The sequence below is a fragment of the Thainema salinarum CENA647 genome (assembly GCF_057732415.1).
Genome location: NZ_JBYJZJ010000022.1, coordinates 3,827,944 through 3,842,180 on the forward strand (window position 1 = coordinate 3,827,944; position 14,237 = coordinate 3,842,180).

Here is a 14,237-nt window from a genome sequence, read left to right on the forward strand (position 1 = left end):
TATGACACCAACAGAAAAAATTATTGTGGCGCTGGATGTGCCGACGGAAGCCGCTGCGATCGCACTAGTCGATCAGCTGCCACACGCTTCTTTCTTTAAGGTCGGGCTGGAGCTATTCATTAGCGCTGGGCCAAGCATCCTCGCCCAGCTGAAGGATCGGCAGAAGCAGATCTTTCTTGACCTCAAGCTGCACGACATTCCCAACACGATGGCGGGTGCCTGTCGCGTAGCGGCCCGGTACGGCGTAGACTTGCTGACGGTGCATGCGACCGCAGGCAAGGTGGCCCTGGAAGCTGCTGTAGAAGCGGCTCAGGCTGGAGCCGATCAGGCGGGGATACAGCCGCCCAATATGATTGCGGTCACCTTACTCACCAGTATCAGTTCCCGCCAACTAGCGTTTGACCTCAAAGTGCCGCTGGAGTTGCCCGATTACGTGCTGCAAATGGCGCTGTTGGCCCAGGACAGCGGTCTAGCAGGTGTGGTCTGCTCACCGCAGGAAGTGGCTGATCTAAAACGGAGCCTGGATTCTGGCTTTCTGTTTGTCTGTCCCGGTGTGCGACCCTCTTGGGCGGCCAAGGGAGATCAAGCGCGATCGCAAACTCCGGCAGAGACCGTAAAGGCAGGTGCAACGCATTTGGTAATTGGCCGACCGATTACGGCAGCAGATGATCCGGCAGCGGCATTTGAGCGTATTTGTGAGGAATTGGCGTAGTTCGATTTTGGATTTTGGCGTTGATTTAAGGCTGCTTGGGACACCAGGCTTCTAGTTCGGCGAGAAAGCGGCTGCGTGTGGCGTCGTCAAGGATGGCTTGCTGAAAGGCGTTTTGTGTCCAGCGTTTAAGGTCTTGGGGGGTTGCCTGTCGCTCGGTCATAAGTCGGGACAGTTCATCTGTTAAATTGCAGCCAAAGAAGGTTGGGTCATCGGAGTTGACGGTTACGGCGACGCCTGCTGCATCTAGATCAAAGATGGGATGATCTTGATAGGACGCGACGTTTTGCAGTCGCTCGTTGGATGTTGGACAGGTTTCAACGGTGACGTTGCGATCTCGCAGGAGCATAACCACATCTGGATTCTGAATGGCTGATGTGCCGTGGCCAATTTGGGTAATGCCCAATTGCTCAACGGCGACTTGAATACTCTCTGGGCCAGTCATTTCTCCGGCATGAACTTTGACCCGCTTGCCTGCTGTTCGAGCGAGATCAAACGCGGATTTAAACTGATCCGCTGGCCAACCGACTTCATCGCCCTGAAGGTCATATCCGGCGACAATATCAATCGGTTGCGTCTGCTTAACCCAAGTCATGGCTTCTTCTACACCATGCGATCGCATCAAACCAACGAATAGGCGGATGGTACAGTCGTGAGTCCGTGCCCGTGCCAGTTCCACAGCCAAACCATCCCAAATTTGATGGAGGGACGCGCCATGCCGCTCAGCCATCGAAGGCGAAAAATTAACCTCGGCATAGCGAATATTCTGCGCAATCAGGCTATCTACTACCTCCTGAATCAGCTCAGCATAACCATTTGGCGTTTGTAGCCACGGATGAATATACTGCTGAAACAGGGCTTGAAACTCACCAAAATGAGCAAACCGGAAGTCCGGCGAGTACCACGGTGGAACTTTTGGCAATTCGGTACCGTAATGATGTTGATGAGCGTCGCGAAGAATTGACCAGCGCGGTGCACCCTCTAAATGAAGGTGTAGCTCTGCTTTGGGCATTGTGGCAAGGTCAAACATTGTTACTAAGCACCATCATATCAATGGTGTTTATGGTGGCATTTATAGTGACTGAAGATTAGCTTTTTCTATTTACTCTCAACAAAGCCAACCAAATATATTGCTCTAAGGGTCAATGATTAACTGACTTCCTCAGTCAGATAACCGATTGGGAAAATCCTGCCGCTGATGGTGTTTGTATATCCACATGTCGGAACCTTTGGCATCAAGGTCTGATCCAGCAGATTTGCAATTGCATTGCAACAGAATTGTGGGAGAAGTGCGATCGCACTTTCCTCCCTACACAATAGGCTCTTCCAGTGGCTGAACAGGCAACTTCGAAGCAGCAGGTGAATAAACAACGCCTGCTGCTTCCCGTACCGTGTAGAGTGGTCGTCCTTTCACCTCTTCATAAATGCGGCCAATGTATTCGCCTAGGATGCCAATGCAGACCAGCTGCACACCACCGATAAAGAAGATTGCCATCGTAATCAGCGCTGCCCCAATCAGAGGCGAATCCGGTTCAAACAGTCGCCAGTACAGCACCAGCAGCATCATAATCAACGCTAAGGAAGCCGCAAACAGTCCAACATACGTAGACAGCTTCAGCGGCACTCGCGATAGAGAGATAATGCCGTCAATCGCCAGTAACCAGGACTTGAAAAACGTGTATTTGGGCTTACCGGCAAAACGGGGATCGCGCTGGAACTGAACAGCCGTTTGCCGAAAGCCGACCCAGGAACGTAGTCCCCGTAAGTAACGATTCCGCTCGGGCATAGCGTTCAGGATAATCACAACTCGCTGATCCATTAGGCAAAAATCGCCTGTATCAGTCGGAATCTGAACATCAACTAGCTGACGCAGAATTCGGTAAAACGCAAAGGCCATAAACCGCTTCAGCCATCCCTCTCGTCGCCGGGAGGTGCGCTGGGCGTAGACGACATCATAGCCTTCCTGCCAACGCTCAATCATCTCCGGAATCAACTCTGGCGGGTCTTGCAAATCCGCATCGAGAATCAGCACGCAATCGCCTTTGGCAAACTGGAGACCCGCAGTCACGGCAATTTGATGACCAAAGTTGCGCGCCAAGCTAATGTACCTGACCCGCTCGTCCTGCTCTCGCAGCTTGCGCATTTGGATCAAAGAGCGATCGCGGCTGCCATCATCGACCAAAATCAGCTCAAACATGCCCGGCAGCGGCTCCATCACCTGACAAAGCCGCCGATACATCTCCGGCAAGTTATCTTCTTCGTTATAAACCGGAATCACGAGCGAGTAGTGAACCGTGGTCATACTGTATTCATCTACCAGGAGCGCAAGGGAAAGGGATGAGAGATGTTGTCAATGATTGATGGTTATTGGTTGGCCGATAGGCTGGCGTATTTTGCAGCGCTTAGCACACCCGAGAGTAACCGTCCTAAGCATCCTTTTGATGGTGGACTTCCACGACGGTGTGAACGTTCCCGCGTGGGGTGAAGTCGCCTTTGACGGTCACTTCTAGAGGATCGCAGGCAGCCACAAAGTCATCCAGAATTTGATTGACCGCTTCCTCATGGGGAATATAGCGATCGCGGTAGCTGTTGATATAAAGCTTGATCGCTTTTAGCTCAACCACTCGCTCGTTTGGCACATACTGAATATAGATCGTGGCAAAGTCAGGATAACCGGAAAAGGGACATTTACAGGTAAATTCGGGCAGCGTAATGTCAATCGTGTAGCGGCGACCCACGCGAGGATTCGGAAAGGTAATCAGTTCCCCTTCTGCGATCGCACGTTCGCCATATTTCAGTTCAGTATTTGCAGCGGCTGCCGCTTCGTCATTTACGGCTGAATTCAGGCTTGGAGACAGATTGGAACTCGGCGAAGATTGGCTCATGGTCACAACTAGGATAGATCAATTAGCAAGAAGGGTTTAGTGACGGACAAACGGCTCGGTAGCCACCTAGCTCAATCACCTTAACCAGTATAGATAAGACCTGTTACCAAATTTAATGCAGACAGCTTGACGAATCCGAATCCGATTGCTCTAATTGCAACTATTCCACAACAGATTCACAGCCGATTGATGCAAGACGTCATGCAAAACGGCACAGTGCTGTGATTGTGTCTCAACATCCAAGTCTGATTGAAAAACCATAATTTATTTTTTGCGAAACGTTTGCTAAGCAAACGTTTCGCAAAAAATAAATTGGGTTCTTACACACAGACTTGATACCACAACAGCCAACGATAGTGGTGTCTCCTCTGCGTTATCCAGGGCGGAGTTCGGGTCTAAAATCTCAGTTCGGTTTTGGTGAAATGCATACTTAAGATTCTATTTCTCAAAGCTCGATAGGGTTCTAGCCGGATTCTGTATACCCCAACGTCTGGTGATATTTTTCAAACGTTTTGAGCTTAACCCATGAAATCTCCAGTCAATTTTGATATTCAGATGCCCAATTTAAATGCTCCGTCGCCCGCTGCGCCGTCGTCCACCGCTGCGTCTGATGCTTCGGGATCTGCAGCTTCGAAGTATGCACCATCGGTGCCAATTTCCGTCTATCGAGAACTAGCCGCAGAGCTACAAAATACGAAAGGAAAGCTCGATACCCTCAACGGCCAAAACCAGCAGCTTGTGCAGCAAAACCAGCGCTTGCGTCAGGAAATCCAAAAGCTGGCTCAATCGGCTGTCCAAACTCAACAGGTCGTGGAGGCACTGCCTGCCATTCGATTCGATCCGGCACGGATGTCAGCTCAAACTGCGCTAGATTTTGATCTGCCGCTGGACGCTGAACCGACAGCAACTTCTGTAGCCGAAGCGCGTCCGGCTGCTGCGTCACCTGCTCGTAAAAAGGTGGCGAAAGGCAATTCTCCCAGTGGGAAGCGCCCTGCCAATGGCAAAGCGCCCAAATCGGGTAAGGCTCCTGAGGTGTATGTAATTGAGCAAGAGGACAAGCGTCCGGTGCAGTCTTCGCCGAAAAAGGCATCGGATATGGGCGGTCTTTGGCTTGCGATCGCAATTATTTTGATCATCGTCAGCGCCTTCGGAGCCGGGTTCCTGATCGTTCGCCCCTTCCTGAGCGATTCAGCCCCCGAGTAATATAGCGGTAGCTATGTTGGTTAGGACATTTTTGTAGCGCGGCGGAGCCGCGCTACAAAAATGTCCGTGTTCTATATATAGAGGCCCGTAACCTGTTCAACAGGTTACGGGCCTCTAGCGTTTCAGATTAACCAAACCACCATAACCACAGGGGCAGCATTCCCAGTAAGCCAATGGTGCCCGTTACGATCGTAGTGACGGTTAGCTCTTGATCTAATTCAAACGCTTCTGAAATGACGAGGGTGGCAAAGGCTGGCGGCATAGCTGATTCGAGGATGATCACCAGTTCAGCCGCTGGATCGAGTGCAAATGATTGCAGTGCCAGCCCCAAACCCAAGGGCACAATCAGCATCTTAATACTGAGGCTGATAGAGGCTTTCGAGAGGTGTTGCCAAGACGACATTTGCCGCAGCCGAATACCGATCAGGATCAGCGAAAATGCGATCGCACTCCAGGCTAGGCTATTCAATACCCGATCAATCAGGATGGGAAAGACAGCCTCGTGTAGCAGTAATCCTAACCCAAAGCTCCAGAGCGTCGGATTGTAAAACAAGGCTTTGGTTGTTTGACCGAGGCCTTCCGCTGAACCAAACTGCGCGGCCAGGACGACTCCCAAACCATAGGCGGCCAACATAGTGCCCAGCAAATCATAAAAAATCGCCCAGCCAAAATATTGAGAACCCACCAGGGAAAGCACAACCGGATAACCCAGATATCCAGTATTGCCCACCATAGTCGTGAGTAGAAAACTTCCCTGGGTGGCACTGCTCCAATGGTTGTGTTTGGGATGGTCAGAATCCGGCAAAAAACAGGCTGAATTAGCAGGCTGTGAAGACTGTGATGAGATCCGTGATACCTGATTCCGAATCCACAACCAGGCCAGTATGAGGCTAATCAGGATAGCGATCCAGGCGGCGAGAGGAGCAATCCAGATACTGCCCGACAAATCTGCCTGACGCAGAAAGGCAAAGACGCTGATGGGTACACCCACCCAGTACAAGCTTTGGCCCAGCCAATGGATAAAGCGAGGTGATGTAACGCCTGCGAGTAGCCAACCACAGCCCGTTCCTGCAATTAGCGGCAGATAAAGGGAAAGGAGCTTATATCCGAAGGTCATAGAGTTGCCTAACAAAGTTTGTTACTGCTGGCAGGAAACGTTAGTCTACCTTAGAGAAGGCATTGCTTAATCTGGGTGGAATTGGGATGTGGGGGCAGTGTCTCCACATCCTGATTCGTACCTGAGGCAGCAATTCCTAAAGAAGGTACTAACAAAGGTTAGCGTTTCGATCTGTAGCATCTAACAAGTTCAGCCTTAAATGATGTCAGGCAAAGTTCAATCATAAAACCCTATTGTTTTTCATAAGTTGCTTGCAACATCAGCCTTTCGTCAAAATCTAAACTTGGGTTTTAAGGAGAGATTTGGGTTTTAAGGAGAGATTGCTGCAGAATTTACCGATACACCCAATTAAGTAGCCGCACATAAATAAATGCATATCTCAAAAACCCGGGGAATTCCCCGGAGGGAAACTCCCCGGGTTTTTAAGTGCGTTTATTTATGCCAACCTACTTATGTCCCAACTTGAGTTCACGACTAATGCCACAACAGGTGCCACACTCATGACGAATTCGACTGCCAATACTGAAAATACTGCTCAGCCCATGACAAACAGCACAACGAAAGGGGAAGCGAACGGTGCGATCGCAGATGCCGCACTGAATGGTCAATATGGATCGGCTGCTGCGGGTGATTTTCAACTGACTGCAGACGAATTAGCTCTAGGGGATAATTTTGCTCAGCGCCACATTGGGCCACGCTCGGTGGATATTCAAGAAATGCTAGCAACGTTGGGCTATGACAGCCTTGACGCGCTGATGAATGCGGCCATTCCCCCAGGGATTCGCCTGGGCCGCTCCCTCGATATCGGTGAGGGCTATACCGAATATCAGCTCTTAGAGCATCTCAAGGAAATTGCTGGCCACAACCTGGTGTATCGCTCCTACATTGGTCTGGGCTACTACAACTGCATTACCCCCGCCGTGATTCAGCGGAATATCCTGGAAAATCCTGGCTGGTATACCCAGTACACCCCCTATCAGCCGGAAATTGCCCAAGGCCGACTGGAGGCGCTGCTTAACTTCCAGACGATGGTGACGGACTTGACCGGGCTAGAAATTGCCAATGCGTCTCTGCTGGACGAGGGCACTGCCGCCGCTGAAGCCATGACCCTCAGCCATGCCGTTAGCAAGAATAAGAAAGCCAAGGCATTTTGGGTGTCTAAAGACTGCCATCCCCAGACGATTGAGGTGGTGCAAACCCGCGCCAATCCGCTGGGAATTGAGGTGATTGTGGGCGATCATCGGGAATTTAACTTCGATACGCCAGTATTTGGCGTACTGCTGCAGTATCCGGCCAGCGATGGGGCAATTTATGACTATGCCAAGTTTATTGAGCAGGCTCATGCCGCAGGTGCGATCGCAACTGTCGCCACCGACCTACTCAGCCTGACGTTACTGAAACCCCCCGGTGAATTCGGAGCCGATATCGCGGTCGGCAACAGCCAGCGGTTTGGCGTACCGATGGGCTATGGTGGCCCCCACGCGGCCTTTTTTGCCACCAAGGAAGCCTACGCGCGCAAGCTGCCCGGTCGTCTCGTCGGTGTCTCCAAAGATAAGCACGGGAAGCCCGCGCTCAGACTGGCGCTGCAAACTCGCGAACAGCATATCCGCCGCGACTCGGCCACCAGCAATATCTGTACGGCTCAAGTTCTGCTAGCCATCATGGCCAGTATGTACGCGGTCTACCACGGCCCCCAAGGACTGAAGCACATTGCCGAGCGGGTGCATGAAGTCACCCAAGTGCTGGCGCGGGGACTGGAAAAGCTGGGCTACGACATTGTCCACAAGCCCTTCTTCGATACGCTGCGGGTAAACGTGGGCGAGGGGCAAGCCAAACGAATTAAATCACGTGCGATCGCACATCATATTAATCTCAACTACATTGACGACAGCACCGTTGGCGTTTCGCTGGATGAAACAGTGTCGTCGGATGACCTAGTAGCGCTGTTTAAGGTATTTGCCTCCGGTGAAACAACGCCTCACTTCATGCCGGAAGACCTGATTAAAAAAGTGAAACCAGGCTATACCGATGCGCTGGCTCGTACCAGTGACTATCTCACTCATCCGGTGTTTAACCGCTACCATTCTGAAACCGAGATGTTGCGGTACATGTATCGGCTGCAGGCGCGAGACTTATCGCTAGCCAACGCCATGATTCCGCTCGGCTCCTGCACAATGAAGCTGAACGCAACCTCGGAAATGCTGCCCGTTACCTGGCCAGAGTTCAGCAGCCTGCATCCCTTTGTCCCCTTAGGACAGGCACAGGGCTACCGGATTTTAATCGAGCAACTAGAAAGCTGGCTAAAAGAAATTACTGGATTTGCCGCAATTTCGTTCCAGCCCAATGCTGGGTCGCAAGGAGAATATGCTGGCCTGCTGGTGATTCGGGAGTATCACCAGCAGCGGGGCGAAAGTCATCGCCATATATGCCTAATTCCCACCTCGGCTCACGGAACCAACCCAGCGAGTGCGGTGATGGCTGGCATGAAGGTTGTCGCCGTCGAGTGCGACGACGATGGCAATATCGACATTGCCGACCTGAAAGCCAAAGCCGAAAAGCATCAGGATAACCTGGCCGCACTGATGGTGACTTATCCCTCCACTCACGGCGTGTTTGAAACTGGCATTCGCGACATCTGCGGCATTGTGCATGAGTATGGTGGCCAGGTCTATATGGACGGAGCGAATATGAATGCTCAAGTGGGGCTGTGCCGCCCGGCTGACTTTGGCGCGGATGTTTGCCACCTCAATCTGCATAAGACCTTCTGCATTCCCCACGGCGGCGGCGGCCCCGGCGTTGGCCCGATTGGGGTGAAGCAGCACCTCAAGCCCTACCTACCCAGCCACAGTCTCGTCCCTGTGAATGGGCAAGAGGGCATTGGTGCGGTGTCCGCTGCGCCCTGGGGCAGTCCCAGCATCTTGCCGATTTCCTGGATGTATATTGCGCTGATGGGCAATCAGGGCCTAACCCAGGCAACTCAGGTGGCGATTCTGAACGCTAACTACATTGCCATGCGGTTATCGTCTCACTACCCCATTCTCTATAAAGGCAAAAACGGCCTCGTTGCTCACGAGTGCATCATCGACCTGCGCCGTTTCCGGAAGACGGCGGGGATTACGGTTGAAGACGTTGCCAAACGACTGATTGACTATGGCTTCCATCCGCCGACGATGTCGTGGCCCGTCGCCGGGACGGTCATGGTAGAACCCACAGAAAGCGAATCAAAGGAGGAGTTAGACCGCTTCTGTGATGCCATGATTGCCATTCGGGAAGAAATCCGAGCCATTGAAGAGGGCAAGGTGGATCAGGAAAACAACTTGCTCACCAATGCGCCCCATACCGTGGCGGATCTGGTCGCTGACGAGTGGGATCGCCCCTATTCTCGTTCCGAAGCCATCTATCCCACAGCCTGGACGCGGGAGCATAAGTTTTGGCCGTCAGTGGGACGGATTGACCAAGCTTATGGCGATCGCAACTTGATGTGCTCCTGTTTACCGATGGATGCCTATCAAGACGACGACTAGAGGACGGAAGCTACCTGCGATCGCACATTTCCCTCTGCTCCATAAACCTCCAAAAACCGAGCAGTGTGCCAAGCACCTTTGGATTAATTCACAAAGTCAGTTGACACAAAATTCCTGCAAAATGCTATCTATACAAAACAGTACCAACAGATTTGTTTTGGGCAGGTAGTGACATGCGGCGGTTTTTGAATCGTTTATTTCAGCAACTAGGGCAGGTGCGATCGCACCTGAGCCCACGGTTTAGCGCTCGTCTCAGGCGGCGATCGTTTCTTCAGTTTGCCACCTTGTTTGGGCTTTGCCTGGTCTTAACCGTCAGCTGCGGTAGCCAGTCCGCCTCGGATACTGATTCAACCTCCGGTGATACAGGCAGCGCTGCCAGTCCCGGCAACCGGATTACGATGGGCACCACTCAGAAAGTACGCACCATCGATCCGGCAGACTCCTATGAGCTATTTCCCGGTATTTTGCTGTTTAACTTGGGCGATCGGCTGTATACCTACGAACCGGGTACGACCAATCTCGTGCCGCAGTTGGCTACCGAGCTGCCCCAGTTGAGTGACGACAGCTTGACCTACACGATTCCCCTGCGCGAAGGCGTCGTGTTCCACGATGGCGAACCGTTTAACGCCGAAGCAATGGCCTTTTCGCTCAACCGCTTTATTGAAAATGGCGGTCGTCCCGCTTTCCTGCTGGGCGATAAAGTGGAATCCATCGAAGCGACGGGTGAATATGAGCTAACGATTCGGCTGCGGGAACCGTTCGCGGCGTTTCCCTCTCTGCTCTCCTTCTGGGGCATGACCGCCATTTCGCCCCAGGCATACACCATTGGTGCAGGCCAGTTTGAACCGACCTCCTTTGTCGGCACCGGCCCGTACAAGCTGACCGAACTTAGCTCTGACACCGTCCGGCTGGACGCCAACCCCGACTACTGGGGCGAGGCTCCGGCCAATGAGGGAGTAGACATTCAGCTAATCAGCAGCTCCTCAAACCTCTACAACGCGTTCCAAACGGGTGGCCTGGATGTGGCCTATCAGACGCTTGATCCAGATCAGATTCGCGACTTACAGGCTAAAGCCGATCAAGGTGGTTGGCAGGTGATTGAAGCAGGTGGAACTGCGATCGCATATATGACGCTGAACCAAAAGCAAGAGCCGCTGGATCAGCTACCTGTCCGAAAAGCGATCGCATCCATGATTGACCGTGAGCTACTGGATGAGCGGGTGTTTCAGGGACAGTCAGAAGCACTCTACAGCCTCTTGCCCACCAGCTTTGATATTTACGAGCCTGTCTTCAAAGAGGAGTATGGCGACGGCAACTACGAACAGGCGCGCCAGTACCTAGAGGAAGCGGGTTTCTCAGAGTCCAATCCCTTCCAGATGGAGATTTGGTATCCCTCTGCCTCTACAATTCGCAACCTAGTTGCCACCACGATTAAAGCTGCTATTGACCAGAACCTACCCGGCATCGTCAACGTAACGGTAAGAAACGAAGAAGGTACGACCGCTTTTGAAAATATTGACAAGGGCATCTACCAAACGTTTTTACTCAACTGGTACCCCGATTTCTACGATCCGGATACCTACTTCCAGCCGTTTATGGATTGCCAGCAGGGATCGGCTGAAACGGGTTGCGAAGTAGGCGGTAGCCAAACCAACGGCTCGTTCTACTACAGCGATCGCGCTCAAGAACTGATTGCCCAACAGCGGGCCGAGCAAGATCCAGACGCTCGCAAGGCCATTTTCAAAGAACTGCAAGAGCTGTTAGTCGAAGACGTACCCTATATTCCCCTGTGGCAAGAAAAAGATTTCGTCTTTGCTCAGGGCTATATGGAAAACGTAGCGATTCAGCCCACCCAGCAGTTCCTGTTCTGGCAGATGGAAAAAGCAAACAGCTGATCCCATTCTTGATTCAGACTGTATCGAATAAGGGCTAAACCCTGGTACTCGTTTAGCGCAACACTCTGCATAGATCCCCCTGAAATCCCCCTTATAATCCTTCGGGCATGGCTTCGCCTAGAAAAAGGGGGACTTTGAGCCAGAGTTGGAATAGCCCCCTTTTCAAGGGGGCGGCGACAGCGGGGGATCGTATAGCTGCGCTAAACACACACTTCGCCCCTTAAGCTAGAACCGACACTGCTCATCTTCAGTTGAAATAAATAATGTCTCGCTCTAAATCACTCCGCTATTACGTCCTGGTGCGGCTGATGCTTGCGCCGCTGATGCTGTGGTTGATTACGACCATTGTGTTTCTGCTGCTGCGAGCTACTCCTGGCGATCCAGTGGAAGCCGTTGTTGGTCCCCGTGCCCCCCAAGCAGTGAAAGATCAGATTCGGGAAACGCTCGGTCTGGGCGATCCGCTGTTTGTGCAGTACATCCGCTATCTGGGCAACTTGTTGCGGTTTGATTTGGGCAGTTCGCTGACCAGCCAAGGCCAAACCGTCTGGCAGATCATTCAAGACCATTTTCCAGCCACTGTAGAACTGGCCGTTTGCGCCATGATTGTGTCAGTTGTAGTCGGCGTAGCGGTCGGTTCCTTCGCCGCCTCGCGTCCCAATACCACTGCCGATGTCGGTGGCAGACTGTTTGGCATCATCACCTACTCGGTGCCCATGTACTGGTTCGGTATGATTCTGCAAATTATTTTTGCGGTCAAGCTGGGCTGGTTTCCCTTGGGCACCCGCTTTCCTCTAGCGGCCATGCCGCCCGCTGGGCCAACGGGACTTTATACCATCGACAGCCTGCTCAGCGGCAATCTGAATCAGTTTTTCACGACGCTCTATTATCTAACGCTGCCGAGTCTGACCTTAGGCTTGCTGATCAGCGGTATTTTCGAGCGCATGGTGCGGGTCAATCTCAAGCAAACCCTACGGGCTGACTACGTAGAAGCCGCACGAGCACGGGGCGTTCCTGAGTTTCGCGTGGTGATGATTCATGCTCTACGCAACGCGCTGATTCCGGTAATCACCGTTCTGGGCCTCACCTTTGCCTCCCTACTCGGCGGCGCAGTCCTGACCGAAGTCACCTTCTCCTGGCCGGGATTGGCGAATCGTCTCTATGAAGCGATCGCACTTCGCGATTATCCAGTTGTGCAAGGCATCATGGTGTTTTTCGCCTCAATTGTGGCGCTAGCGAGTATCGCGATTGATATCTTGAATGCGTATGTTGATCCGAGGATTCGGTATTAATAATGTCAATTTCTGCTCCTGCACTCTTAGCGCTTGATTTTGATGGTGTGATTTGTGATGGTCTGATTGAGTACTTTCAGACCGCGTGGCAAGCCTACTGCCAGATTTGGTCGGTAAATGATGAACCGTCAGACGAATTGGCGCAGCGGTTTTATAAGTTGCGTCCAGTAATTGAGACGGGTTGGGAGATGCCAGTCTTGGTGCGATCGCTAATTTTAGGCGAGACGGATGAGCAGATTTTGCAAAACTGGCCAGAAATTTCTCAACAGCGGGTAGAGGCCGATCAGCTTGATCCGAAGCAGGTTTCAGCGGCTGTAGACGGCAATCGCGATCGCTGGATTGAGACGGATTTAGACAACTGGTTAGCTCAGCATCGGTTCTACCCTGGCGTGATTGAACGGCTGGAGACCATGCTCAACGCTGACCTAAAGGTTTATATTGTCACGACCAAGGAAGAACGCTTTGCGCGGCAGCTCTTGGCACAGGCCGGAATTGAGCTGTCGCCAGATCAGGTGTTTGGCAAGGCGGTCAAGCAGCCCAAGTACAAAACTCTACTGGATTTAATGCACAAGCATGGGCTAACTCGTGCTGAGCAAGCATGGTTTGTGGAAGATCGGCTGAAAACGCTGCAACTGGTCAAGCAGCAAGCCGATCTGGACGGTATTGGTTTATTTCTAGCCGACTGGGGCTACAACATAGAGCGCGATCGCAACTTAGCCCAGCAGGACGACATCATTCACCTCATTTCCCTAGACCAGTTCAGCCAACCGTTCTCTGCCTGGTTAATCTAACGGATCTGGCTCGGTTCCCCTCTCCCGGCGGGAGAGGGGCTAGGGGTGAGAGCTTACCCGTTATTCAATGCCGTCAACGATAGCGTTTCGCCAGAATACAGCCACCGTTCAAAATTAGCCTTGCAGCGGGGCCATTCTTTATCAGTCATGGCAAACCAGTCGGTATCTCGGTTTCGTCCACGCACCATCATGTGCTGCCGAAAGCGGCCTTCATACAGAAAGCCCATGCGGGCGGCAGTGGTGCGGCTGGCATGATTGAGCGAGTCGCATTTCCACTCCACGCGCCGATACTGATGATGATCAAACAGATGGCAGAGCAGCAAAAACTGAGATTCCGTGTTGACCTTGCTCTTGTGCACCGCAGGCATAAACCAAACATGGCCAATTTCCGCCCGACCATGAGCAGCTGCGATCGCAAGTAGCGCCACAATTCCCACGGGTGAATCAGTCGCCGCATCAAACACCGTCCACGTCAGCGGATCAGCCTTACCGACCATCATTTGCATCATCCAGTCCTGCATGGCACTGGAATTCTCAAATGGCCCGTAGAACAGATAGTTCCAAACTGCTTCTTTTTCCGGACTACCGTGTGACCCCACATACAGCGCCTCAACATCCCGCTCCGGCACCAGCGGCTTCAGCGTGACAAATTGCCCCTCAAGTTGAACATGATTTGGAGATTGCCAAGTTTTCTGCATCGAATTGCGTTCCGTTTGCATATCGCGCTCGTAGGGCACGGCATGCCGTACCCCTACCTCATCACTTTAGTAGCAACTTTATCAGTACGACCGTATTCTAAAATTAACGATAATCGCGAATCCAAA

At 52.3% G+C, this 14,237-nt stretch carries 11 protein-coding genes; 6 read left to right on the plus strand and 5 right to left on the minus strand.

Annotated elements, in window-relative coordinates:
* The first annotated feature begins 1 nt into the window (after nt 1).
* On the plus strand, nt 2-712 hold the full coding sequence (pyrF, locus tag AC286M_RS23620; RefSeq protein WP_488206720.1) for an orotidine-5'-phosphate decarboxylase: 711 nt from the start codon (nt 2-4) through the stop codon (nt 710-712).
* 25 nt (nt 713-737) lie between these two features.
* On the opposite strand, the gene add is transcribed toward pyrF, so the two are convergent.
* The 3 genes from add to queF all read right to left on the minus strand — a co-directional run bounded on the left by add (nt 738) and on the right by queF (nt 3,594).
* Nucleotides 738-1,721, minus strand: a complete 984-nt coding sequence (add, locus tag AC286M_RS23625) for an adenosine deaminase (protein WP_488206721.1) — start codon at nt 1,719-1,721, stop codon at nt 738-740.
* A gap of 297 nt (nt 1,722-2,018) precedes the next feature.
* A complete protein-coding gene (locus AC286M_RS23630) occupies nt 2,019-3,011 on the minus strand; it encodes a glycosyltransferase family 2 protein (RefSeq protein WP_488206722.1) in 993 nt (330 codons plus the stop codon).
* Between the two features lie 124 nt (nt 3,012-3,135).
* Nucleotides 3,136-3,594, minus strand: coding sequence for a preQ(1) synthase (queF, locus tag AC286M_RS23635; RefSeq protein ID WP_488206723.1), 459 nt, complete (start codon nt 3,592-3,594; stop codon nt 3,136-3,138).
* 525 nt (nt 3,595-4,119) lie between these two features.
* On the opposite strand from queF, the gene AC286M_RS23640 reads away from it, so the two are divergent.
* Nucleotides 4,120-4,797, plus strand: a complete 678-nt coding sequence (locus tag AC286M_RS23640) for a hypothetical protein (RefSeq protein ID WP_488206724.1) — start codon at nt 4,120-4,122, stop codon at nt 4,795-4,797.
* Between the two features lie 127 nt (nt 4,798-4,924).
* Here the strand turns inward: AC286M_RS23640 and AC286M_RS23645 are convergent, their stop codons facing one another.
* Complete coding sequence (locus AC286M_RS23645; RefSeq protein WP_488206725.1) at nt 4,925-5,914, minus strand: AEC family transporter; 990 nt, start codon at nt 5,912-5,914, stop codon at nt 4,925-4,927.
* Between the two features lie 500 nt (nt 5,915-6,414).
* Between AC286M_RS23645 and gcvP the strand changes: the two genes are divergently transcribed.
* The 4 genes from gcvP to AC286M_RS23665 all read left to right on the plus strand — a co-directional run bounded on the left by gcvP (nt 6,415) and on the right by AC286M_RS23665 (nt 13,413).
* Nucleotides 6,415-9,438: an aminomethyl-transferring glycine dehydrogenase gene (gene gcvP, locus AC286M_RS23650; RefSeq protein WP_488206726.1), complete on the plus strand. Its 3,024-nt coding sequence runs from the start codon at nt 6,415-6,417 to the stop codon at nt 9,436-9,438.
* A 173-nt stretch (nt 9,439-9,611) separates the two neighbouring features.
* A complete protein-coding gene (locus tag AC286M_RS23655) occupies nt 9,612-11,333 on the plus strand; it encodes an ABC transporter substrate-binding protein (RefSeq protein ID WP_488206727.1) in 1,722 nt (573 codons plus the stop codon).
* A 263-nt stretch (nt 11,334-11,596) separates the two neighbouring features.
* The gene (locus AC286M_RS23660) at nt 11,597-12,622 is read left to right on the plus strand and encodes an ABC transporter permease (RefSeq protein ID WP_488206728.1); all 1,026 of its coding nucleotides are present in this window, start codon (nt 11,597-11,599) and stop codon (nt 12,620-12,622) included.
* Between the two features lie 2 nt (nt 12,623-12,624).
* Nucleotides 12,625-13,413, plus strand: a complete 789-nt coding sequence (locus tag AC286M_RS23665; protein WP_488206729.1) for an HAD family hydrolase — start codon at nt 12,625-12,627, stop codon at nt 13,411-13,413.
* A 53-nt stretch (nt 13,414-13,466) separates the two neighbouring features.
* Here the strand turns inward: AC286M_RS23665 and AC286M_RS23670 are convergent, their stop codons facing one another.
* Nucleotides 13,467-14,150 carry a GNAT family N-acetyltransferase gene (locus AC286M_RS23670; RefSeq protein WP_488206730.1) on the minus strand — a complete coding sequence of 228 codons (684 nt, stop codon included), beginning with the start codon at nt 14,148-14,150 and terminating at the stop codon, nt 13,467-13,469.
* Nucleotides 14,151-14,237 lie beyond the last annotated feature (87 nt).

What these genes read in the sequence shown, in the direction of transcription:
- AC286M_RS23660 (WP_488206728.1), top strand. Translation starts at nt 11,597, where the DNA reads ATGTCTCGCTCTAAATCACTCCGCTATTACGTCCTGGTGCGGCTGATG.
- AC286M_RS23645 (WP_488206725.1), bottom strand. Translation starts at nt 5,914, where the DNA reads ATGACCTTCGGATATAAGCTCCTTTCCCTTTATCTGCCGCTAATTGCA.
- AC286M_RS23630 (WP_488206722.1), bottom strand. Translation starts at nt 3,011, where the DNA reads ATGACCACGGTTCACTACTCGCTCGTGATTCCGGTTTATAACGAAGAA.
- queF (WP_488206723.1), bottom strand. Translation starts at nt 3,594, where the DNA reads ATGAGCCAATCTTCGCCGAGTTCCAATCTGTCTCCAAGCCTGAATTCA.
- AC286M_RS23665 (WP_488206729.1), top strand. Translation starts at nt 12,625, where the DNA reads ATGTCAATTTCTGCTCCTGCACTCTTAGCGCTTGATTTTGATGGTGTG.
- AC286M_RS23640 (WP_488206724.1), top strand. Translation starts at nt 4,120, where the DNA reads ATGAAATCTCCAGTCAATTTTGATATTCAGATGCCCAATTTAAATGCT.
- AC286M_RS23655 (WP_488206727.1), top strand. Translation starts at nt 9,612, where the DNA reads ATGCGGCGGTTTTTGAATCGTTTATTTCAGCAACTAGGGCAGGTGCGA.
- pyrF (WP_488206720.1), top strand. Translation starts at nt 2, where the DNA reads ATGACACCAACAGAAAAAATTATTGTGGCGCTGGATGTGCCGACGGAA.
- gcvP (WP_488206726.1), top strand. Translation starts at nt 6,415, where the DNA reads ATGACGAATTCGACTGCCAATACTGAAAATACTGCTCAGCCCATGACA.
- add (WP_488206721.1), bottom strand. Translation starts at nt 1,721, where the DNA reads ATGCCCAAAGCAGAGCTACACCTTCATTTAGAGGGTGCACCGCGCTGG.